The sequence below is a fragment of the Liquorilactobacillus cacaonum DSM 21116 genome, assembly GCF_001436735.1.
In the GTDB taxonomy this organism is placed as follows: domain Bacteria; phylum Bacillota; class Bacilli; order Lactobacillales; family Lactobacillaceae; genus Liquorilactobacillus; species Liquorilactobacillus cacaonum.
In genome coordinates, this window is the sequence record NZ_AYZE01000005.1 from 130,844 (window position 1) to 151,946 (window position 21,103).

Genomic DNA, 21,103 nt, shown 5'->3' on the forward strand with positions numbered 1-21,103 from the left:
GGCCAGCACTTTTAAAAACAATACCTCTCATAGAAAGGATAATCAAAACGTATAATGATTATAACATAAATCAGACTGTACTTAGTATTAAAACTGACTGGGAGCCAAAAGAAAATCATCCTGCACGGATGACTAATTAGGTTATTGTTGTTATGTAACAGTATAAAACCTTTGCTACTAAATGGATAAAACACAAATATATCTATTTATGTTAAATAGCAAAGACAAATTCGATATTATTAAATTATGAAGTTAGTAAAATCTATAGAAAGTCTTATTTCCGTTTGAAGTACGTGCAACTGTAGCTAAAGACCCCTTATATTTTGCGACTAATGGACCATATGCTGTTCGTCTATTGTTTTGAGCCACCGCTCTAACCTTTCTATTTGTAGTTGCATCAACTTCAGATGTAACTGTTTTTGATGTCATCACTGAGTAAAAATATCCCCAACTATAGTGACCAATCAATTCAGCATGAGCTGTAATGGGAATTAAGAATGTCAATGCTAAAGAATACAAAAGTAAACTCTTTATTAATTTATTCAAAATAATCCCTCCTTTCAAGAGTTAATAATAAACCTTATTTTATTTCTGGTCAATAATGAAATTTATTTTCTATATATCATCATGCAGTGTTTTAATTTATTTTCGTTATAGTGTAAAAAAGTAAAAATATATTTTTACTTTTTTTAATTTTGAGATATAATAGAATAATTAAAATAATTATCGTCAATGATAACTCTGGAGGATTTGTGTTGAAGAGAACGAGATATGTTGTAGTAAGTTTTGTGAGTATAGTTTGTTTACTTGTGCTTTTTGCATTTATACGTTCACTAGGAACAACTTATATTGAATCAAGCCATACATCTTATGAAATTAATGGGATGAAAAATGGTCTCAACTCTATTAAGTTCAATAAAGCAATTGATAGTTATACGAAAAAACATAAGATCTCAGCCATTAAGGTTTTTAGTGTACCGATTGTAGACGGTGGAAATGATACAAGTACCAGGATGTATGTATATGGAGAAAAAAGAAAGCTTCCAGCAGGAACTAAAGCAACAAAGAATGAATTCATGACTAGTGATATTAGATATCCGTTGTATTTTATTGGTCATACAAACAGCTCCTCAATTGAAAAAATGTTTAAGAAAAATGGAATTCAATATGAAAAAGTTAATGAGAGTTGGAACTGGGGAATTTTAAATTTTCTAGAGACCAATCAAGTCTTTAATTTAATATTACTAACCTTTTTAATACTGGGTATAGTTTTATTACTGGCAAATTTAAGAGAATTAAAGAAAATAAATATTAGAAGTCTTTTAGGAATGTCAAACTTTGAAGATGCTTTCCGCAGCTTTTTATCGGATCAAAGCTATTTTGTGGGTGTTTATTTAATTGGTTTGATGATACTAGCACTATATATGCAGTTAAGTGGATTTACAAATACGTACCACATAATGTTATATTTTGCACTCGTATTATACATAATTGCAGCGGTAGTAATGATCTTTGCAGCAATAATTAGGGCAAGGATTCATTCACAACAGACAATTGTTAATGCTATTAAAGGCGATATGCGTAGTAGAATGTCATTTTATATTAATATGGCAATCAAAATTATTATTGAAGTTTTTGTTTGTGTAGCTTTTGTCTCATTACTTGGTACCTTAAAACAAGATCGTCAGTTAAAAAGCCAGCTATCAATTTGGACGAAAGGGAAGACTTATTATACTGTTAATTTAGCCTCAATACAGAGTACAGCTGAGGAAACAAAGCGATTAAATCACAAAGCAGCAATCTTCTTTAATTATTTAGAAAACCATGGGGGAATGTTAGCTAATTATCAAGGTTGGAGCAGTAATCAGGGGAATGTTTCAGATTTGTTTAGTGGACATGTTTTGAGTGTGAATGCCAATTATTTAAAGGTAAATCATGTTATTGATCCAGATGGAAAGCAGGTGATTTTACCAAAAGACACGCATACAACTTATGTTCTCATTCCCACCAATCAGTATGAGAATCGGCAGCAAATTTTAAAATCATACCGTGAATACTTGTGGCTTAATAGTGCTGAGAAAAAGATGGGCGTAAAATTACATATTAAAGCAATTGAAATTAAAAACGGACAGCAGCTTTTTACCTATAGTACAGCGGCACTAGATCTAGGTTATTATGAAGGAACTGTCAATTCGGCAGTTGTAGTGGTGTTATCAAATGAAGCTCTAGGTGGAACAAGTCAAAAGAATGGAGACGCAAATAGTTCTTGGTTAACATATCTTTCTAATGAGGCTTTTCTTAGTCCAAGTGTTTCAACGATTCAAAAGGGAATGAAGTTTGCCAGAATAACAAATTATATAGGCAGCATAATTAATACGAAAAGTTATGCAATGAAGCAACTAGCGACAGTTCAGAATAACTTGCGACTTTTAGTAATGGTCTTTGGAATCGCGTTATCAATAGTAGTGATTGAGAATATAGCGCTAAACAGTGTCTATTTTAGCAATAATCGTAAGAAAATCGCCATTCAAAGATTGTTAGGAACGCACTTTTTAAAAATATTTAGAAAATTTATTTTCTTGATATTTGTATTGAGCCTCGTGGAAGCAGGCATAGTCTTACTGATTACTAAAGATCAAACAATTGCATTGGCACTTTTCGTGCTTTCAAATTTTGGTGAATTTATATTATTAAGAATTCAAAGTAGGCGTTTAAATAAGAAAGTATCCAGCATAATAAAGGGGGAATAGAGAGTGAGCCATTCTTTAAGAATTAAAAATGCAAAAAAGGTATTTGATGACTATGTTGTATTTAATAATGTAAACTATACTTTTGAGTCTGGGAAAATGTATGCATTAGTTGGACCATCCGGTGGTGGAAAAACAACGTTATTAAACAGCATCGGACGATTGAATGATTTATCAGCTGGAACAATTACATTGGATGATAAAAATATTAACACGATAAATATTTTAAACTATTATCGAGAGATTATCGGCTATTTATTTCAAAACTATGCATTAGTTGATGAAGATAATGTTATGCAGAACCTAAATATTGTGAAGAAGTATAAATCTTCGCAATTGCGAGAACATCTTGGAAAATTTGATCTTGCTGATAGTTATCTAAAAAGAAAAATTTATACATTATCAGGAGGAGAAGCACAACGAGTAGCCTTAACTAGGCTTAGTCTACAAGATCCTTTGATTGTATTAGCCGATGAGCCTACAGGTGCATTGGACAATCTAAACCGGAAATTAGTTTTAGATAGTTTACGACAAATGGCAAACGATGGAAAAATAGTAATAATTGCAACCCATGATGATATTGTAAAAGATTACGTTGATGAACAGGTTAATATCTTGGACTTTAAATAAAGAAGAGATGAAGTGTGGATGCTTATCTCTAAAATATTAGATGTAGGTACTATGTAATTTGGACAAAAAATAATATTAAGTGAATCCAAAAAAGGTGCTAGATTGAAGTGAACCCCCGAGATTGGACAACAATCTCGGGGGTTCACTTCAGGTCAGAATTTCGATCTAGCACCTTTTTTGATTACTATGAATAGCTGTGTTTCTAAAGTCAAAGTTATCTCTCTTTTTGGAAGTATCAGCAATTCTACCAGATTACAACTCGTTTTTCTTCTGGTAGATACATTCCATCTTCAGACGAAATATTGAATGTTGAGTAAAAATCAGCCAGGTTTTGTGGTTGGATATTTGCTCGCAGTTCATGAGGTGCATGGACATCGATATTGAGTAGTAACTTCTGTCTTTCTAATGAGGATTTGAGGCACCACACACGAGCCCAGTTGAAGAAGAAATCTTTGAGATTTACATCTTCTTCTTTTTTGGCAGCTTCAAGCGCACAATTTAGACCACCAACATCAGCGATATTTTCTGAAACAACTAATTTACCATTTACTTTGCCTGCAGGGGTTTCAAGTCCATCGAATTCAGCAATCATTTCATCAGCTAATTTTTGGAAATGCTCTAGATCTGAGTTGCTCCACCAATTTTTCAGATTTCCAAATTCATCAAAATGAGAACCGTTGTTATCAAAGGCATGCGAGATTTCATGAGCAATAACAGCTCCAATCCCTCCAAAATTCTCACTTGATGATTGGTTTAAGCTATAAAATGGTGCTTGTAAAATTGCAGCAGGAAAGACAATGATATTGTATGAGGGATGATAATAAGCATTGACAGTTGAAGCACTCATCTCCCATTCAGAACGATCTACTGGTTTCCCCCATTTTGCATAATGGTCAAGGATTGACAAGCGAGTAAATCTAAGTGAATTTGTAAATAAATCGGAGCCTTTAACAATGAATTTTTTATATATTTCTTCTAATTTATCAGGATATCCAACTTGGATTCCAAGTTTCTCTAGTTTTAAAATAGCTTTTTTGCGGGTTTCTTCACCAAGCCATTCGTTAGTTTGTAAACGTTCTTTATATACAGTAATCATTTTTTTGACCATATCAGTCACATCTGTTTTTGCTTCTGCTCCAAAATACCTATGAGCATAGTACAAACCAACAACTTGACTATAAGTATTAAGTGACAAATAGAATGCACTTTTTTGCGGAGCCATCGGTTCTTTGCTTCCAGAAATTGCTCTGGAGTATTCCCCGGCTGTTATGCGCGCTTCATCAGAAAGTAATGGGCTGACAGATAACAAAGTTTTTGAAAGAAGCCAGCTACGCATATTTTCGAATGTTTCAGGGTTGATAATTTTGTCAAGCGCATCGTAAAACTTTGGTTCAGCAACAATTATTTGTGAAGGGGTATCTTTAATTAATTCTTTAATATAGGTTTTTAAATTGATTTGCGTACTGAAATTAGCGAAGCTATCTAAATCGTACTTATTGTATCTTTTTACATAGTCTGCTAACTCGGTGCTATCTTTGACGTGAGGAACGATTGAGCGGTCAAAAGCAAGAGTTTCTTTGATTGTTTTATCAATAAATGCATTACTATATCCAGCAAGCGAATAAAGTTTTTCAAGCATTTTTGTATAGATTTCAATAAGTGCTTTTGAAGATTCATTCCCCTCTTCATAATAAGTTTTGTCAGGCAGGATTAGACTTGGTACATCTGCAGTTAGTGCGTAGTTGGCAGTATCTTTCATATCCGGTTCAAGATAGATAGAAAAAGGAGCGGGATAATCATTGAGCGTCAATGCTCCAAGTTCATTTTTCCAAGTTTCAAAAGATTCAAGATGTTCGATTTTAGATAAATATTCTTTAGCCGGCTTGAAAGCATCCGAATTCCTTTTTTTGAAATCAGAAGCTAGGGAATAAAATTTGATGAATTCTTTTAAGCTAGGGTCAGTAATATCATCGAGATGTTCCAACATTTTTTCAAAATCTGCCATTAATAATTTTTCGATATTATCAGATAAATCAGCAAAGCCACCAGTTGAGGATTTGTCTGCTGGAATTTTTGCAGTCTTCAACCATTCGCCATTAACAGCTAGATAGAGATTTTCTTTTATCATGCTTTTATTTACTAAATTTGTCATAATCAACCTCGTTTTTTAAATTTATAAAGAATTAAAACTCTGCAAGATCAGGATCTGCCACATATCCGACAATTCCTTCTAATTTATCAATAGTAGTCATGTCATCAGTAGATAATTCAAAATCAAATAAGTGCGAATTTTCTTCAATGCGATCTTCATGAATTGATTTTGGTAGTGGTAATAAGCCGTGTTGCAAGGACCACCTGAGGCATATCTGTGCAATAGTTTTGTCATTTTTTTCTGCAATTAATTTAATTGTTTTATCCTTAAATATTTTACCAGTACCAAGTGGACTGTAAGCTTCAACTAAAATACCTTCATTCTTGCAGTAATCGATTAGTTTATTATTATAATCTCCAGGGCAAACACGAATTTGGTTAACCATAGGGTTAATTGTTTGTGTTTGTTTTAATATATCAAAATGATGTTGTTTGAAATTCGAAACACCGATTGCCTTGAGTTTACCTACCTTGTATGCATCTTCGAGAGCACGCCATGTGTCTTGGAGATGTTTTTCCCATTCTTCATCACGAAAAGCTTTGGGGTTTGGCCAATGAATCAAAAATAAATCTAAGTAAGAAACCTGTAGATCTTCCAAGGACTTATTAATCGCCTCTGTCGCCTTTTCATAACTATGCGCATAGTTGTCTAATTTACTAGTGATAAAAAGACTACTACGAGAGATTCCACTTTCTTTGATAGCTAATCCAACACTTTTTTCATTTCCGTACATCTCGGCAGTGTCAATATGACGATATCCTGATGACAACGCTGATTTTACAGCCACTTTAGCGATTGCTCCTGCGGGAGTTTGCCATGTTCCAAAACCAATAATAGGTATTTTAACTCCGTTATTTAAGGTGTAAGTATCTATTAAACTTTTCATAAAAAATGCCTCACTTTCAGGTAAATTTGAATCATTGATATCATTCTACTACATTAATTAATATTATGGTAAAAAGCCTCATGATTGTATATTGGAAAGTAACGTATTACTAATGTTATTCTTTAACAATTTGTGAAGCAAAATGCTATAATGAAATAGGTAGTGGTAGATTTAATTTTTTTAAATTGATAGAAATTTTGGAGTTGTCTTTCTTATAAATTAAAGTTTGTATATGCTATTAATGCACCTATAGCGATACATTTTGCTAATTTTTTAAAGTGTATTTATATGTTTTTAAAGAGAAATATTTGATTTGAGAAATAATAATTTAATTATTAATAGGCAATTAAAATTTATAATTGTATAATAAGTAACAAAGTTTTTTTTAGGAAGGAAATGTGATATGGGATTAGAACATAAACCAAATAAATTGGATGATGAATTGTGTTTTGCTATATATACGGCACAAAAAATTTACAATAAGTTTTATGCAAGCGCATTAAAAGATTATAAGTTGACGTATCCGCAGTACATTACCTTGTTAACATTATGGGAAAATAACGAGCCGATGATGATTAAAGAAATTGGTGCTAAGTTAAATCTTGATAATGGGACACTTACGCCATTGTTAAAGAGGATGGAAAAGGATGGTTGGATAGAGAGAAAGCATAGTGATGAAGATGGGCGTAGGGTTTACATTACACTTTCCAAAAAAGGAAAAAATAAGAAATATGAAATTAAGGGCAAACTGACATCTTGTTTTGCAAATGTTGATATGACTGCTGATGAATATCAAAAAGATGTAAGTTTAATTAAAAGTATTGGTCGTAGAATTGATCCGGAATTATAAAGGTCGAAGGGTTAATTGTATATAAAGATATCAATCTATTTATAATACAAAACTTGTATAATTACTTGGAATTTAAGTGATTGTACAAGTTTTTTTTGAAAAATTCCATGTGAAATAATATGGATTAGTATGTTCTGGGTAGAAACTTAATCAAGTTCTTTTAATAAAATCTTTATTTTTTGGTTTTTTTGGATGACTGCATAAATATGTTGATTCGGTGAATTATCAATAAGTCCCAAGTCGAATTCGTAACCATTTTCAGTAATATTTACTTCAAGTACTCGTTCTTTTAAAAAACGCTTCATTGCTTTACCTAAATGACTGTGTTCATTTGTTTTTTGAACAGCTGAATTTAAAGTATACCCATCATTAATAAAAGATTGAATCATCGAAACTTTTAAGAATGTAAAGTGACTATATTTACGATGATGGCGATCATAATCTTTTGAAGAAATTGGCCTTTCCTCTGATTTAATATAACCTTTTTCCTCCCAATAACGTAATTGTCTCTGGGAGACACCTGTTGCTTTGGACATTTCTCCAATTCCCAAAAGAAAATGTTCATGCTTCATAATATTTTTAAACCGATCAACATAAATATTATTTTGGTCGCGATCCATAATATTGTGCCTCCCTTTGTAAGCTTTAACTCCAACAATTGTAACTTTTATTACAAATTTGTCAATTAATTTGACAAAAAAAAAAGATGAGTATATGATTTAAAAAAGTAAGAGGTGTATTTTTGTTTTCATATAAAAAAAAATAATACGTTGTCTTAATAAAGAAATAAATAAGGGAGAGATAATAATTTGGAAAAAGTAATTGATCAAAATGGAAAACCTTATAGTAGGGGCCTTCTTGTTGCACTTTTGTTAGTGGGATCTTTTTGTACAGTATTAAATCAGACTATTTTAACAACAGCATTTCCAACACTTATGAAAAGTTTTGATATTAACACGTCAACAGTACAATGGTTGACCTCAGGTTTTATGATGGTTAGTGGAGTCATGATTCCTATTAGTGCATGGCTTACAACACGAGTTAACTCTAAAGTGTTGTATGAAAGTGCAATGTTTGTTTTTTTAATAGGAACAATAATTTGTTATACAGCGTCCAATTTTAGTTCTTTGTTAGTTGGTAGGCTTGTACAGGCATTGGGTGTAGGTGTAACAATGCCACTGTTACAAACGTTGATGTTAACAATTTTTCCAGCTAACAAGCGTGGAGCTGCAATGGGAATGGCAGGCTTGGTAATAGGTGTTGCACCAGCAATCGGACCTACACTTTCCGGGTGGGTTATTGATAATTATAACTGGAGAGCTTTGTTTGGAATTTTAATTCCAATTTCAGCATTTGTTTTCATTGCAGGATTTTGGTTTATGAAGAGTGTTTTACCAACTCATAAAATCAAATTAGACTGGATTTCGGCTATGCTTTCTACAATTGGTTTTGGGAGCTTGCTTTATGGTTTTTCAGAAGTTGGCGAAAAAGGCTGGGGAAGTGCTGTCGTAATACTTGGAATTGTAATAGGAGTAGTATTTGTTGTTGGCTTTGGTATTCGCCAGTTGCGTTTGGAAAAACCATTTTTAGATTTAAGAGTTTTGAAAAATCCTGAATTTTCAATTGCAGCACTTTTGAGTTCCGTTTCGATGATGGCAATGATAGGTGTTGAGATGGTCTTACCACTCTATTTACAAACGGTAAGAGGCGAAAGTGCATTTCATTCAGGACTTACTCTTTTGCCTGGTGCGCTAATGATGGGAATTCTTAGTCCAATTGCAGGTCGAGCTTTTGATAGAATTGGTGCAAAACGATTGGCAATTACGGGGTTATTCTTGTTAACAGTGGGGACAATTCCTTTTATGTACGTTACTAAGACCACCCCACTAATTTATATCATTATATTGTATGCTATTAGAATGGCAGGAATAGCAATGTCAATGATGACTGTAACTACCTCAGGAATGAATTCTTTACCTATAAAAATGATGAGTAATGGAACAGCAGTTAATAATACAATTAGACAAGTTGCTGCCTCAGTGGGAACTGCAATTTTAATTAGTATTCTAACAAATATTACTAAAAATGATATGCCAGTCAAATCGATGTTGAAGTCTGATCCTTTGGCTTATAAAAATGCAGCTTTTTCAGCAACTTTAGGAGGATATCATGCGGCCTTTATAGTTGCGTTAGGGTTTAGTGCTATAGGTTTGATAGTATCATTTTTTGTAAGTGGCAGCACTCCAAGCGAAATGTTGCACAAAAAACAAGATGTAAGGAGTGATAAGTAGTGATAATATTTAGTCTAATTATTTGTGCAATATTGTTATTCATATCTATGATTAGTATTAACAAAAATTCAATAAGAACAGTGTTAAGTATTATTTTTGCGGTAGGTCTAATAGTTTCGATGATATTCATGATTGAAAATGATAAACGCCATTTGGGAATGCATAAAGTAGAAAGTTCCAAGACAAGCAAATTAGTTTCGGCTGTTTCTTCAAATCAAGTTAATTTGTTGTTATATCAAACTGTTGGTACATCGGGAAAAGAAAAAGTATATATTTATAAAACTAAGAGCAATCAGAAAAAAGAAATTACAACTAATCCGGATCCTTCAAAGACAGAAAATAAAATAAAAAATACAAATGAGTCAGCAAAACTTGTAACGAGAACAGTAAGATGGGAATATAAAAATAATTTTTATAAGTTTTGGTTTGGTATTTCTGGGAATGGTCATAAGTTAGTTCGTCATTACAACACATTTTTCGTAAACAATGATTGGGCAGTTCTCAGTACGCAACAAGCTAAAGAATTACAAAAAATAGCTAAAAATGAAAACCAATCTGAGGTTAAAGAAGAAGCAAAGGAATATGTTGAAACAGAAGTTAAGGGAAAATTAACGAAAGCTTTGACGAAAGATCCAAGTATGTCTGCAAAAGAACAACAGATTTTAACAGCAAAGGCAAGTTTGCAAGCACAAAAAGACTTTAAAAAAATGATGATGCAAAAATTAATCAATGAAGTAAAAAAGTAATTTAAGGGTAAAATTAAGAAAGTTTGCAATATATAGCAAGCTTTTTTATTATAGTAATATTTTGAAATATAACTTACTAAACATGTATAATTTGTTGACATTGCCTAAAAAATAGTTAAAATTAATTTAAATAATAACGGGATAAAGTGTAAAAGGATGAGGTAACAATGACGGATGAAAAGTTCTCATTAAAAGCAGATTTGGTAATAGGCATAGGTGATTTGAGCAAGTTGACTGGGGTTTCGACACGGCAGTTACGATATTGGGAAAAAAAAGGATACTTGGAAACACCTGTGACAGAAAAAAATGTTACTCGAAAATACGAATTTGAAGCTTTTTATAAGGTGCGCGCTATTAAAAAATATCTAGACGAGGGATTTACTCTTGGAAAAGCAGTTGAACGAGCAGACCAACGAAAAAAACAAGTGATGATTTGTAAACAATTTGTGATAGGAAACTTTATTGATGTTTTAGTAGAAGATGAAGAGAAACTGTATGGAAAAATTGATATGGGATATCTTGATGAAGTAAAATCACAGCATTTGTACGGGATTGTGGACGAAAAGGGAACACGTTTTAAATTAGAGATAGATTGATTGGGGGGATTCAAGTGTCATTTGATTTAATTCATCACATTGCGATAATATGTCATGATAGAGAAAAGGCTCTCGACTTTTATGTTCGTAAACTCGGATTTGAGATTGTTTCAGACCATAAACGTGTCGAAAAAAAAGATGAGAAAATCGATATAAAAAAAGGAGAAATTCAATTAGAGTTATTCATTAAACCCAATGCGCCATCACGGTTGTCTTACCCAATTGGAGAAGGTACAGGACTGCGACACTTAGCTTTTAAGGTTAACAATATTGAGGAGATTGTCAAAGAATTACAGAGTTTAAATATTGTTGTTGAAGATATTAGGGTTGATGATTTTACAGGGGAAAAAATGACATTCTTTTTTGATCCCGATGACTTGCCAATAGAGCTTCATGAATGATATTTCCTGGGAAATGGATGGTGAAAATTGTGGACATGAAAAGTAGTTCAAAAGCAGTCCAGACTAAATCAAAAATTAAGCAGACATTTATGGACTTATTAAGGCAAAAGAAACTTGAAGATATTACGGTAACTGATATATGTAAAGAAGTTTGTATTACAAGGGGAACATTTTATTATTATTATCAAAGTGCTGTTTCTTTAATGGATGAACTAAAAAATGAATTAGCACAGGAGATAATTGCGGTAATTAAGCTAAGGTTCAAAGATGGTGATTGGAACATCTTACCGATAATATTTGAAATTCTAAAAAAAAATGATCCTGAGATTGTCAGAGTAACGTTGAATAAAACAAATGGATACCAATGTGTTGGTAGAATATTTGCAAGTTTAAAAGAAGCTGTTAGACCAACTTTGATGTACAAAATTGATACTCTGAATGGGGAAAGTTTTGATTATTTGTACTCGTATATCACCAGCGGAATTTCAGGTGTTTTGATACTATGGGTAGAAAAGGGAATGAATCCAGAAACAAGAGTAATTGAAAAAAGTATGATAAAGATGATTAATAGAAGTCAACAGCAAATGGCGAACGAGATACCTGAATTGAACACTTTTAAGCAAAAGATTGGGTTGGATTCATCATCGAAGCAAAAGTAGTTTAAATTACAATTTTACTAAACGGTTATGTTAGAATAGTGTACGGAAACAACTTTCATTTTTTGTGGAATGTTGTTGTGACTATGCTTTGGCTAGTTTTTATTTTTTGAGGATACGCAAAAGTGGTTACAGTTAAGACCTGAATTTTATTACCAATTTTTATAGGATTTGCGATAGCATCTATTCTACCGGTTGTGGTAGGCAATAAATGATTGGTATTGATGCTGACTCCAATTGCCACAGACCCTATTGGGGCATTGAGATTTGCTAGCATACTAGCAGCTGTTTCGGCAAGAATTGTGTTTATCCCGCCATGTACAATACCAAAAGGTTGCATAATTTTTTCAGAAACATCAATTGAGAGAATTACTTGTTGCTTAGATTCTTTAGTGACTTTGATATGTAAGTACTCAAGAAGATTCATTTGGAAGACCTCCAAGATTAATTTATTCTATTGTAACAGAAAGGACTATGAAAATGGTAACTAGAGAATGGACTAAGGTTAAGAACTATCAAGAAATAATTTTTGAGAGAACGGGGAAAATTGCAAAGTTAACAATGAATAGGCCAGAAAAACATAATGCATTTACTCCTCTAACAATTGAAGAACTGATTGATGCATTTACGATTTGCCGTGACGACAGTACAATTGGTGTAATTATTCTGACAGGCGCTGGGAATAAGGCCTTTAGTTCTGGCGGTGATCAAAGTATTCGCGGAAATGGTGGATATGTTGGTGCCGATAAGATCGCTCGATTAAATGTGCTTGATTTGCAACACCTTATTAGGATAATTCCTAAACCTGTTATTGCAATGGTTAAGGGGTGGTCAGTTGGTGGCGGAAATATCTTGCAGTTAGTTTGTGACTTGACGATTGCTGCAGATAATGCAATGTTTGGACAAACGGGTCCAAAGGTGGGCAGTTTTGATGCAGGTTATGGTTCAGGATATCTTGCACGAGTAATTGGTCATAAACGTGCCAAAGAAGTTTGGTTTATGAACCATTGGTATACGGCTGATGAAGCGTATGCAATGAACTGGATTAATAAAGTTGTACCTTTAGAACAGGTAGAAGAAGTAACTCTTGAATGGTGTGATGAGATACTTACAAAGTCACCTACTGCTTTACGCTTTATAAAAGCTGCAATGAATGCTGATACAGATGGTTTAGCTGGTATTCAGCAATTAGCTGGAGATGCTACAATGCTCTTTTATACTACCGATGAAGGAAAAGAAGGACGAGATGCCTTTAATGAAAAGCGAAAACCAGATTTTGATCAGTTTCCTAAATTCCCTTAATAATTATTGAAGAGGAGTAATTGAGCTTTGGAAAATTGGTTAAATAAACAAGCAGAACTTGCACCTAGTAAAACAGCATTGATTTTTGAAGGGCGACGCTGGACTTTTCAACAATTGAATGCTGAAGTATTGGTACTTAATGGAAAATTGCAGAATATTATCAATAAAACACCTTGCAAGATTGGGCTTTTAGCTGCTAATACGCCGGCTAGCTACTTAACTATCTTGGCATTACAAGGAATGGGCATACAGATAGTTTTGCTTAACTTTAGGTTGAGTTTATTTGAATTGTCAAAGCAGATTGAACTTGCGGATATAGATCGAGTTTTGATTGATGATTCCTTACAAACAAGAAATAAAGAGCTGACAAATTTAGCGAAAGTTACAAATATTAGCTGTTGGAATTTATCGCAAATAAAACACCTTGGTGAAAATAAACCTAATGTGGTAGAAGAGTATGAGGATAATCAGGTAGCAACGATTATGTTTACCTCAGGCACAACCGGAAATCCACATGGAGTGTTGCAAACATTTAAGAATCATTTCTTTTCGGCTATGGGTTCAGCTATTAATTTGGGACTGCAAGCAGATGATCTGTGGTTATGTGCGGTTCCAATCTTTCATATTAGTGGACTCTCAATAATGATGCGCAGCTTAATATATGGTATGCCAGTATTGTTAGTTGAGCGTTTTGAAGAAAAAAAGATAACACAATTACTTCAAAAACTGCCAGTTACGGTAATGTCTGTGGTACCTCAGATGTTAAAGCGACTATTAGAATCATTTCCGACAGTGGGCTACAATAGTAAATTCAGATGTTTTCTTTTAGGCGGAGCTGCAATTGATGAGCAGACGCTAAGGAAGTGCATTGCACTGAGACTACCTATTATTCAATCTTATGGGATGACGGAAACTTGTTCACAAGTTGTGGCTTTGAGTTTTAATGATGCCTTGAATGCAGTGGGTTCTGTTGGAAAACCACTCTTCCCAGTACAACTTAGAATTGATGAAGAAACGAAGGAAATTGAAATTAAAGCACCTAATGTTACACCTGGATATTTAGGTAAATCATCTGACTTTAATAAAAAGTTAACAGGAGATGGTTGGTTTAAGACTGGTGATATTGGGCATTTTAATAAAGAAAATTTTTTATTTGTTGAAGGAAGAAAAGGCGAAATGTTAATTTCTGGAGGAGAGAATATTTTTCCAGATGAGATTGAAAATGCCTATGCAGGGTTTTCGGCAATTACTGAATTTGCAGTTTGCGGAATTTCTGATGATCAATGGGGTGAAGTCCCGATTGGCTTTTATGTTGCTCCGTATGAAATTCCAAATAATGAATTAATTGCGTATGGTAAGAAGAAATTAGCTCGTTTTAAGATTCCTAAGCAGTTTGTGAAGGTAGATAGATTGCCACGAACAGCTAGTGGTAAGGTAAAAAGATATGAGCTGATAATGAAGTTAAAAGATTGAATTGTCTGAATTAAAAGTTTTGAATTATTCTAAAAGTTAAGCCTTTTTAACAAAACATGTTTATTTGTGCTGATAGAGGAACTGGATTAAAGTTGAATTTTAGTTCTTTGTCAAATCTTGTTGATAATTAAATTATTTATTTAGAATCGGAAGTTAACTTACTTCTGGTTCTTTTGGTTTGTAGAGTTAACTCGCAGTTGTTGTAGCTTATTCTGTGAAATTATGTGAAGATGGTAACGAATTAAATGGTTGTTTGTTGTATTTTTTCAGTTAGAGATTTTAAGAAGAACAGTAGGTATAGCCTATACGCTTTTCATTATTATAATTATTTGTTCACCTGTTCCAAAATTGCTATTGAACACGCCCATCGTCAAGGCGCACAACTTCGTCAGCTTGATTCTGCAATCGTTTAGTAACACTATGGCTCTATGGCTGACCATAATAAGCGTGATACCTGTAAGTGACATTAAACGGTCCTCAATGTCTTGTCTTGCGGCAGGGTTTAAAGAAAAAGTTGCTTCATCAACTAACCAGATTCGCTTTTTTTTCACTAAGCCTCGAGCAAAATTAAATGAGCATGATTCCAACACTGTATTTGTATTATAGCTAAAATCAACAGAGTCAAATGTAATTTGGGGTTGTTGATTATCTAATTTTTGCAGTTTTATGGAATTCTGCTGCTCATTGAAACTATCGTCCAATAGAAATGAGACATATTTTTCAAAAATAGGTGCAGTTGTTTTTACTTCCATAAAATTGGCTAGCATACCAGTTGTATTGGCAAAAATTGTTGCTGCAAAGTATCTCGCTGCACTGATTCCGCCAATAGGAATTGCCTTAATCACGTAAAGAAAACAAGCTTGATCAATGATAACTGTCTGACTCAATAGACTGCTAAGATTAGAAGTTCCGCGCATACCCCCCAATTGCAGTTGCCTGTTTTCCTTTTGCTTTCTTTAAAATCGAGGAGCTTTGATTTATTGCTTCAACTATGTGATTTTTCAAATTCATTACAAGAAGATCATCGAACCCTGCAAAAAAATCTGATATTTTCTTAGTGGCTGTTTCTGCAGCTTTTGATACTCCCAATGATGTCTGATTCATCACTTTTGAAAACAACTTTGGGACAAAATACATAATAACCAATAAAATGAGAATCGTGACTATTAAAGAATAATGGAAACTTACAATTACGGTAATACTCATCACGATTGTAATAGCCTGGGTAATGGCTAATTCTAAACATTCAAATCCATATTCATTGATTGTATTAATATCATTAGTCAACCAAGATACATACACTGACGGATTGTTTTTATGAAATGTCGTATATCTCGAATCAACTCAATGAGCGGTGATATCATTTCTTATGTCAGTATCCATTTTTTTGCATAGCTATGGTTAAACACTTCTCATGCACAAAAATTGCAGTTGCCCATAATATACTTACTATACCAAGAACAGAGACACAAATAAAAACAGCCGATAAATTGGGTCGAACTATTTCTGTAAGGATGTTTGCAGAAGCTAACCCAAACAGAGTTGTGCATGTTGCCTCTATAACATCAAGCAAGAAAACAACACTGTTTATTCCCCACTCTTCTCTGATATATTTCCAAATGTTCATAAAATTCCTTCTTTCTTTATCCTTTGACCTAAAGTCATAAGCGTAACCTCACTTTCAATCTATTAATTATCCTATTGAAGCTAGAAAAAAGTACGCTAATGATTAGTGCATTAAAAGCAACCGCTAGTTGAAGAGCTTCTGTAGACTAGTAACACAAATAATTTACTTTTATTATTGACAAAAAAATAAATTTTATTATAATGAGAAAAAATATAAAGACAAATAATTTACTTTTCTAGTGACATTATGTCTCAAAAATTAGAAATTATCAATCCTGATATTAAAATTAAAAAATGAATTTAGTTCCAGATATTATTATTAATTGTGTTAAAAACCTAATGTTATTTTAGGAAGTAAATATAAAATTTTAGAGTCCAATATTCATCTAAGGGAAAAAAGAACATCTTAGAACAATAACAAAGAATATTTGGTGAGATTGAGTGATTATTTATGGAACTCATGTCTTATGATGTGGGTACGGTCTCTTTGATAAAACTAATGAAAATGGGTGACAGACAAGATGTTGCATAAGAAGAGCTATCTTTTTTCTAGAGGACTAGGAACTTTGTCCAGTAGTATTTTTACGCTAACTATTATATGGTGGTTTCAAACTGAAACTGATAGTTCTTCCATGGTTGGGGCCATGAATGCACTTTTTTCACTCGCTTCTAGCTTAGCGATTGTTTATGGGCCGTTTATAGATCGGCATCCGCTTAAGAATGTAAGTATTGGTTCTTTAGCGGTCCAAACGTTTATGTTTTTTTTATTAGCAATAACCATCAATAACACGAAATACAGTTTATCTTTTATACTAGTTTTTTCAACAATTGCTGCTATTTGCGATGAGTTCTTTATACCAGCTGATAGAGCTATTATTAAGAGTACTGTTAAGTCAAAAAAAGAATTAGGTTTAATAAATTCACAAATAAGCTTAGTTGACCAATCAATTAATTTCTTGGGAGTCGCTTTAGCAGGAGTTTTACTAAACTTTATGAAAGTATTAAATGTCATGGTATTGATTACCATAATAAGTTTTATTGGTATAATAATTCTTCTTTTTGCTATAAAAAATATAGCTAATTCAAAAAGGAAGGAGAATCGTAAAACAAAATATTTGGAGGAAATACTTTATGGGTACAAATTTATAAAAAAGGACAATTTTTTGAAGAATTACTTTATTTCTTCTTCTTTGTATTCTTTCGTAACTCCTAGTTTAATAGTTTTTTTACCTTATTTAGCTCAGAAAATGGGTTCTTCTTTCTACTATACCGTCTTTTATATTTGTTTTTTTGTGGGTTTTATTTTTGGAGCCTTATTTTCAGGACGAATAGTCCCATCAATTAACACTGTTGGTATTTATTGGTCATTAAGCTTTATACCTCTTTTTTTATTACTTTTTTTCTATACTAATGGAATTTTGACAGCTATTCTTATTTTTTTATTTGGTTTAACATCTAGCATTCAAAATATTTCATCAGAAACCTTAATTCAGGTTAGAACTAAAGATGAATTTCTAGGGAGAGTTATGACAACGTTTAAAACCATTTCCTCAATTGGGGGGCCAATTGGTTCTTTATTGGCTGGTTTTTTTTTAGATAATGGTTGGGTGTGGGTTTTAATAATTTTTTCTGCCCTTCTGGTTATAACAGGAGGAGGGTTAATAATAAGAAGTTCAAAACTAATTAATTAACTTTGAAGCGTTATCTTAAAGTAGAAACAATAATATTTAGTGTAAGGTGACATGAATAGACACAGATACACAAAAACATTCACAACAATTTTTGGGGGTAGTTATCGTAATATCGGCTAAATCATTGATGAGATCGCTTGTGCAAAAAATAGTCACTTGTTCTGCGGTTATAAGGTTGTAAAAATAAAAAGTTATATTCAAAAACGTCTCTCTTAGATTTAAAAGGTAGGTGTCGAAACCAACATAAAAAATCCAAGGGAGACGTTTATAGGTAATGGCGAATAAGTCGCTTAAAATGATTCTTCGCTTATTGGTCAGTAGGAAGCTTTGAATGACTGTAATAAAGAAAGTGAAATGTTATCTTATTAATATATAGAAGAAGATACATGAAGATAGTCATAATAATTTATAAATTTCTTTCACGGACATGTTCACGAACTTGTTCAAAGATAGTAGTGATGTGTTGGTCAGACAATTCATAATAAATTTTTTGCCCATCACGAATTCCTTTTACTAATCCTGTTTGTCTTAGTAGCTTTAATTGATGTGAAATTGCTGATTGAGTTATTCCGATTTCGTCAGCGATTTCATTGACAGTTAATTTTTTATTGGACAATAGGGATAGTATTTTATAACGTGTTTGATCTCCGAATGCTTTAAACAGCTGTACACTACGTTCTAATTCAAGTGTGCTTGGTAAGTTATGCTCAGATGATTTTGTCATTTAGTTCACCTTTTAAGAATAAGTTTATAAAGAAACTTAGATTGAAGTAATATTAATTCATTATACTCCAAAATAGATAACTTTAAAAAGAACAGCCATAGGTAATTGAATGCTCCTAATCAACTTTTTTTGCTAATTCATCAATCAAGGCAAAAAACTTGGCGCTATCTACATCATAAACAAGATTTGCTTTACGTCCATTTTCTGTTAAGAAAGTGCGTCCATCACTTGGAGATTTAGTGCTAACATCACAAAAAACTTCTTTAGTTTTAACAAGGCTTGAATCATAAAAATAGCAGGTTGTTAGAACGTCCCAAAGGTAGTAAGTTGAGTAAGTTTCAAAAAGTCCTAATTCTGGTACAAAAGCATAACTATTACCAATAAAATCAAGGCCAGGATATCGACGCTGTGCAGCCCAATGCAAACGAACAGCTTGAGTCAAAGGGACATTATTAGTACTTTCAAGACTAACTAAATCGATTTGGATATCTGAATCGAATACTGTTTTAACTGCTTCAGGATCCCAAAAGGCGTTCCATTCTTGAGTGTTATCAGAATCAGGTTCTTCTACATTACCTTTTTCTAAAAAGGTGCCACCCATCCACACCAACCGTTTGATTTTTTGGGTGATACTTGGACCAATTTCTAAAGCTCGAGCTAGATCTGTTAATGGACCAGTAAAAACTAAGGTTACTTGGTCTGGTGATTGTTGCAATTTGTGTAATAAATCTAGATGAGCAACTTCTTTCGCTTCCGGAGTGATCATTTTACCACTTTCATTTAAAATTGGTAATGCATTTTCGGAATATGTTGAGATCCGCCATTCTTTTGGAAATGGGTGGACACCACGTGAATTTGAGGTTGCAACTTCTAAATTAATTCCATGACCGAAACGATCGATGATTTTACGACTTGCTTGGACAGATGGGCCTACGTAACTATCAGCATCAACGGCTCCAACACCAATCAAATCAACATTATCCATTTGTAAAAGTAAGAACAAAGAAATTAAATCGTCGACGCCACCGTCGTGGTTAAAGTATACTTTTTCTGACATAATTTTAGTAATCCTCCAATATTAATGTTTCGTTCGTGATGCAAGATGAATTATACATAAAACTCAAGTGTTCGTCAAAAGAACACTTAACACTAAACCTTACATAACACGTTATATTAAAAGAGGTAAAAAGCGAACGATTTTTCGGATTTATAAAAAAACATATTGATTTTAGACGGGTTAATGTGTATACTTTGATTTATTAAGAAAATTAAATTTTGGGGGCTGTATTTTAGTGAAAAAAAGAGTCTTAGCAGTTTTAGCTGCAACAATGATGGCAGGAGCAATTCTTGTCGGTTGTGGAAATAGTTCATCGTCTAGTAAAGGAACAAAGCATTCAGCTGCTTTAGTAACTGATGGCGGGGGGATTGATGATAAGTCATTTAACCAATCTGCTTGGGAAGGTTTAGAGAGTTGGGGTAAGAGCCACAGCCTTCAAAAGGGTATTAACGGGTATAATTATGCTCAATCTACTGATGATTCAGATTTCTTGCCAAATATTAACAAATTGGTTAAGGCAAAATATGCAACAATTTTCGGTATTGGTTATAAGCTTGATAATGCGATTACAACTGCATCGAAAGCAAATCCAGACGTTAATTTTGCAATTATTGATTCAGTTGTAAGTAACCGAAAAAATGTTGCGTCGGTAACATTTAAGACAGAACAATCTTCATTTTTAGCGGGTGTAGCGGCAGCTGAAACTACAAAAACAAATAAAGTTGGATTTATTGGTGGGATGCAAAGTGATGTGATTACAACATTCCAAAAAGGTTTCGAACAAGGTGTTAAGGCAGTAAATCCTAAGATTAAGATTGATGTAAAATATGCTGGTTCATTTACAAAGGCAGATGTTGGTCAATCTTTGGCAACTGCTATGTACAATAATGATGAAGATGTTATTTATCAAGCAGCTGGTGGTACAGGTGCAGGGGTTTTCACTGCAGCAAAGAACGTTGCGAAGAATGGCAAGAAGGTTTGGGTTATCGGTGTTGATCAAGATCAAAAGGCCGATGGTAAATATAAAGGCGGAAATGTTACTTTAGCATCTGCTATTAAGAAGGTCGGAACAGCTGTTGAAGATCTTTCAAATGATGCAATGAAGGGCAAGTTCCCCGGAGGAAAGACTGTAACATACAATCTTAAGAGTAATGGTGTGGGCCTTGTGAATGATAATATGTCTGCAAGTGCATGGAAAGTTGTTCAGTCATACCAGAAGAAGATTGAAGATGGAACAATAAAGGTTAGTCCTAAGTAATTAGAATTATAAATAAC

At 33.1% G+C, this 21,103-nt stretch carries 21 protein-coding genes and 1 pseudogene; 12 read left to right on the plus strand and 10 right to left on the minus strand.

The features are described 5' to 3' along the window. Window positions 1-252 precede the first annotated feature (252 nt). Window positions 253-546 carry a hypothetical protein gene (locus FC80_RS01095; protein ID WP_057828305.1) on the minus strand — a complete coding sequence of 98 codons (294 nt, stop codon included), beginning with the start codon at window positions 544-546 and terminating at the stop codon, window positions 253-255. A 209-nt stretch (window positions 547-755) separates the two neighbouring features. Between FC80_RS01095 and FC80_RS01100 the strand changes: the two genes are divergently transcribed. Then, on the plus strand, window positions 756-2,750 hold the full coding sequence (locus tag FC80_RS01100; protein WP_057828306.1) for a DUF1430 domain-containing protein: 1,995 nt from the start codon (window positions 756-758) through the stop codon (window positions 2,748-2,750). A 3-nt stretch (window positions 2,751-2,753) separates the two neighbouring features. Beyond that, on the plus strand, window positions 2,754-3,377 hold the full coding sequence (locus tag FC80_RS01105; RefSeq protein WP_057828307.1) for an ATP-binding cassette domain-containing protein: 624 nt from the start codon (window positions 2,754-2,756) through the stop codon (window positions 3,375-3,377). A gap of 244 nt (window positions 3,378-3,621) precedes the next feature. Here the strand turns inward: FC80_RS01105 and FC80_RS01110 are convergent, their stop codons facing one another. Continuing rightward, window positions 3,622-5,529 (minus strand): M13 family metallopeptidase, encoded by a 1,908-nt coding sequence (locus FC80_RS01110; RefSeq protein ID WP_057828308.1) that lies wholly within the window; start codon window positions 5,527-5,529, stop codon window positions 3,622-3,624. A 31-nt stretch (window positions 5,530-5,560) separates the two neighbouring features. Continuing rightward, window positions 5,561-6,415 carry an aldo/keto reductase gene (locus tag FC80_RS01115; RefSeq protein WP_057828309.1) on the minus strand — a complete coding sequence of 285 codons (855 nt, stop codon included), beginning with the start codon at window positions 6,413-6,415 and terminating at the stop codon, window positions 5,561-5,563. A 403-nt stretch (window positions 6,416-6,818) separates the two neighbouring features. Here FC80_RS01115 and FC80_RS01120 point away from each other — a divergent pair, with 403 nt between their 5' ends. After that, the gene (locus FC80_RS01120; protein WP_057828310.1) at window positions 6,819-7,265 is read left to right on the plus strand and encodes a MarR family winged helix-turn-helix transcriptional regulator; all 447 of its coding nucleotides are present in this window, start codon (window positions 6,819-6,821) and stop codon (window positions 7,263-7,265) included. A 146-nt stretch (window positions 7,266-7,411) separates the two neighbouring features. Here FC80_RS01120 and FC80_RS01125 read toward each other — a convergent pair whose 3' ends face one another. Beyond that, entirely contained in the window at window positions 7,412-7,885 is a 474-nt protein-coding gene (locus tag FC80_RS01125; RefSeq protein WP_057828311.1) for a MerR family transcriptional regulator, read from the minus strand. 189 nt (window positions 7,886-8,074) lie between these two features. Here FC80_RS01125 and FC80_RS01130 point away from each other — a divergent pair, with 189 nt between their 5' ends. The 5 genes from FC80_RS01130 (at window position 8,075) to FC80_RS01150 (ending at window position 11,958) form a co-directional block, all read left to right on the plus strand. Further along, on the plus strand, window positions 8,075-9,556 hold the full coding sequence (locus FC80_RS01130; protein ID WP_057828312.1) for an MDR family MFS transporter: 1,482 nt from the start codon (window positions 8,075-8,077) through the stop codon (window positions 9,554-9,556). Further along, window positions 9,556-10,302, plus strand: a complete 747-nt coding sequence (locus FC80_RS01135) for a DUF4811 domain-containing protein (RefSeq protein WP_057828313.1) — start codon at window positions 9,556-9,558, stop codon at window positions 10,300-10,302. The genes FC80_RS01130 and FC80_RS01135 overlap by 1 nt, the downstream gene beginning before the upstream one ends. 167 nt (window positions 10,303-10,469) lie before the next feature. After that, window positions 10,470-10,898 carry a MerR family transcriptional regulator gene (locus FC80_RS01140; protein WP_057828314.1) on the plus strand — a complete coding sequence of 143 codons (429 nt, stop codon included), beginning with the start codon at window positions 10,470-10,472 and terminating at the stop codon, window positions 10,896-10,898. A 14-nt stretch (window positions 10,899-10,912) separates the two neighbouring features. Further along, window positions 10,913-11,299: an SMU1112c/YaeR family gloxylase I-like metalloprotein gene (gene gloA2 / locus FC80_RS01145; RefSeq protein WP_057828315.1), complete on the plus strand. Its 387-nt coding sequence runs from the start codon at window positions 10,913-10,915 to the stop codon at window positions 11,297-11,299. Window positions 11,300-11,334: 35 nt separating this feature from the next. After that, window positions 11,335-11,958 carry a TetR/AcrR family transcriptional regulator gene (locus FC80_RS01150; protein ID WP_235807217.1) on the plus strand — a complete coding sequence of 208 codons (624 nt, stop codon included), beginning with the start codon at window positions 11,335-11,337 and terminating at the stop codon, window positions 11,956-11,958. 55 nt (window positions 11,959-12,013) lie between these two features. On the opposite strand, the gene FC80_RS01155 is transcribed toward FC80_RS01150, so the two are convergent. After that, complete coding sequence (locus tag FC80_RS01155; protein ID WP_057828317.1) at window positions 12,014-12,382, minus strand: hotdog fold thioesterase; 369 nt, start codon at window positions 12,380-12,382, stop codon at window positions 12,014-12,016. Window positions 12,383-12,435: 53 nt separating this feature from the next. On the opposite strand from FC80_RS01155, the gene menB reads away from it, so the two are divergent. Both menB and FC80_RS01165 read left to right on the plus strand, forming a co-directional pair. Beyond that, on the plus strand, window positions 12,436-13,257 hold the full coding sequence (gene menB, locus FC80_RS01160; RefSeq protein WP_057828318.1) for a 1,4-dihydroxy-2-naphthoyl-CoA synthase: 822 nt from the start codon (window positions 12,436-12,438) through the stop codon (window positions 13,255-13,257). Window positions 13,258-13,284: 27 nt separating this feature from the next. Further along, window positions 13,285-14,730 (plus strand): o-succinylbenzoate--CoA ligase, encoded by a 1,446-nt coding sequence (locus tag FC80_RS01165; protein ID WP_057828319.1) that lies wholly within the window; start codon window positions 13,285-13,287, stop codon window positions 14,728-14,730. A 302-nt stretch (window positions 14,731-15,032) separates the two neighbouring features. Here the strand turns inward: FC80_RS01165 and FC80_RS01170 are convergent, their stop codons facing one another. The 3 genes and pseudogenes from FC80_RS01170 to FC80_RS01180 all read right to left on the minus strand — a co-directional run bounded on the left by FC80_RS01170 (window position 15,033) and on the right by FC80_RS01180 (window position 16,357). Continuing rightward, window positions 15,033-15,647 (minus strand): hypothetical protein, encoded by a 615-nt coding sequence (locus FC80_RS01170; protein ID WP_157055566.1) that lies wholly within the window; start codon window positions 15,645-15,647, stop codon window positions 15,033-15,035. After that, window positions 15,631-16,044: pseudogene (locus tag FC80_RS01175) on the minus strand (ABC transporter transmembrane domain-containing protein); the annotation flags it as partial. The gene FC80_RS01170 and the pseudogene FC80_RS01175, both read right to left, overlap by 17 nt. A gap of 58 nt (window positions 16,045-16,102) precedes the next feature. After that, entirely contained in the window at window positions 16,103-16,357 is a 255-nt protein-coding gene (locus tag FC80_RS01180) for a hypothetical protein (RefSeq protein ID WP_057828322.1), read from the minus strand. 520 nt (window positions 16,358-16,877) lie between these two features. On the opposite strand from FC80_RS01180, the gene FC80_RS01185 reads away from it, so the two are divergent. Next, window positions 16,878-18,047 (plus strand): MFS transporter, encoded by a 1,170-nt coding sequence (locus tag FC80_RS01185; protein WP_057828323.1) that lies wholly within the window; start codon window positions 16,878-16,880, stop codon window positions 18,045-18,047. Between the two features lie 406 nt (window positions 18,048-18,453). On the opposite strand, the gene FC80_RS01190 is transcribed toward FC80_RS01185, so the two are convergent. Beyond that, on the minus strand, window positions 18,454-18,771 hold the full coding sequence (locus tag FC80_RS01190) for an ArsR/SmtB family transcription factor (RefSeq protein ID WP_057828324.1): 318 nt from the start codon (window positions 18,769-18,771) through the stop codon (window positions 18,454-18,456). Window positions 18,772-18,886: 115 nt separating this feature from the next. Then, window positions 18,887-19,828, minus strand: a complete 942-nt coding sequence (locus FC80_RS01195) for a nucleoside hydrolase (RefSeq protein ID WP_057828325.1) — start codon at window positions 19,826-19,828, stop codon at window positions 18,887-18,889. A 271-nt stretch (window positions 19,829-20,099) separates the two neighbouring features. On the opposite strand from FC80_RS01195, the gene FC80_RS01200 reads away from it, so the two are divergent. Further along, window positions 20,100-21,086, plus strand: coding sequence for a BMP family lipoprotein (locus tag FC80_RS01200; RefSeq protein ID WP_420806301.1), 987 nt, complete (start codon window positions 20,100-20,102; stop codon window positions 21,084-21,086). Window positions 21,087-21,103 lie beyond the last annotated feature (17 nt).

Bases quoted from the DNA above. Each gene is read 5' to 3' on its own strand.
- FC80_RS01110 (WP_057828308.1), bottom strand. From the start codon at position 5,529: ATGACAAATTTAGTAAATAAAAGCATGATAAAAGAAAATCTCTATCTA.
- FC80_RS01115 (WP_057828309.1), bottom strand. From the start codon at position 6,415: ATGAAAAGTTTAATAGATACTTACACCTTAAATAACGGAGTTAAAATA.
- FC80_RS01120 (WP_057828310.1), top strand. From the start codon at position 6,819: ATGGGATTAGAACATAAACCAAATAAATTGGATGATGAATTGTGTTTT.
- FC80_RS01125 (WP_057828311.1), bottom strand. From the start codon at position 7,885: ATGGATCGCGACCAAAATAATATTTATGTTGATCGGTTTAAAAATATT.
- FC80_RS01140 (WP_057828314.1), top strand. From the start codon at position 10,470: ATGACGGATGAAAAGTTCTCATTAAAAGCAGATTTGGTAATAGGCATA.
- FC80_RS01150 (WP_235807217.1), top strand. From the start codon at position 11,335: ATGAAAAGTAGTTCAAAAGCAGTCCAGACTAAATCAAAAATTAAGCAG.
- FC80_RS01155 (WP_057828317.1), bottom strand. From the start codon at position 12,382: ATGAATCTTCTTGAGTACTTACATATCAAAGTCACTAAAGAATCTAAG.
- menB (WP_057828318.1), top strand. From the start codon at position 12,436: ATGGTAACTAGAGAATGGACTAAGGTTAAGAACTATCAAGAAATAATT.
- FC80_RS01170 (WP_157055566.1), bottom strand. From the start codon at position 15,647: ATGCGCGGAACTTCTAATCTTAGCAGTCTATTGAGTCAGACAGTTATC.
- FC80_RS01180 (WP_057828322.1), bottom strand. From the start codon at position 16,357: ATGAACATTTGGAAATATATCAGAGAAGAGTGGGGAATAAACAGTGTT.
- FC80_RS01185 (WP_057828323.1), top strand. From the start codon at position 16,878: ATGTTGCATAAGAAGAGCTATCTTTTTTCTAGAGGACTAGGAACTTTG.
- FC80_RS01190 (WP_057828324.1), bottom strand. From the start codon at position 18,771: ATGACAAAATCATCTGAGCATAACTTACCAAGCACACTTGAATTAGAA.
- FC80_RS01195 (WP_057828325.1), bottom strand. From the start codon at position 19,828: ATGTCAGAAAAAGTATACTTTAACCACGACGGTGGCGTCGACGATTTA.
- FC80_RS01200 (WP_420806301.1), top strand. From the start codon at position 20,100: ATGATGGCAGGAGCAATTCTTGTCGGTTGTGGAAATAGTTCATCGTCT.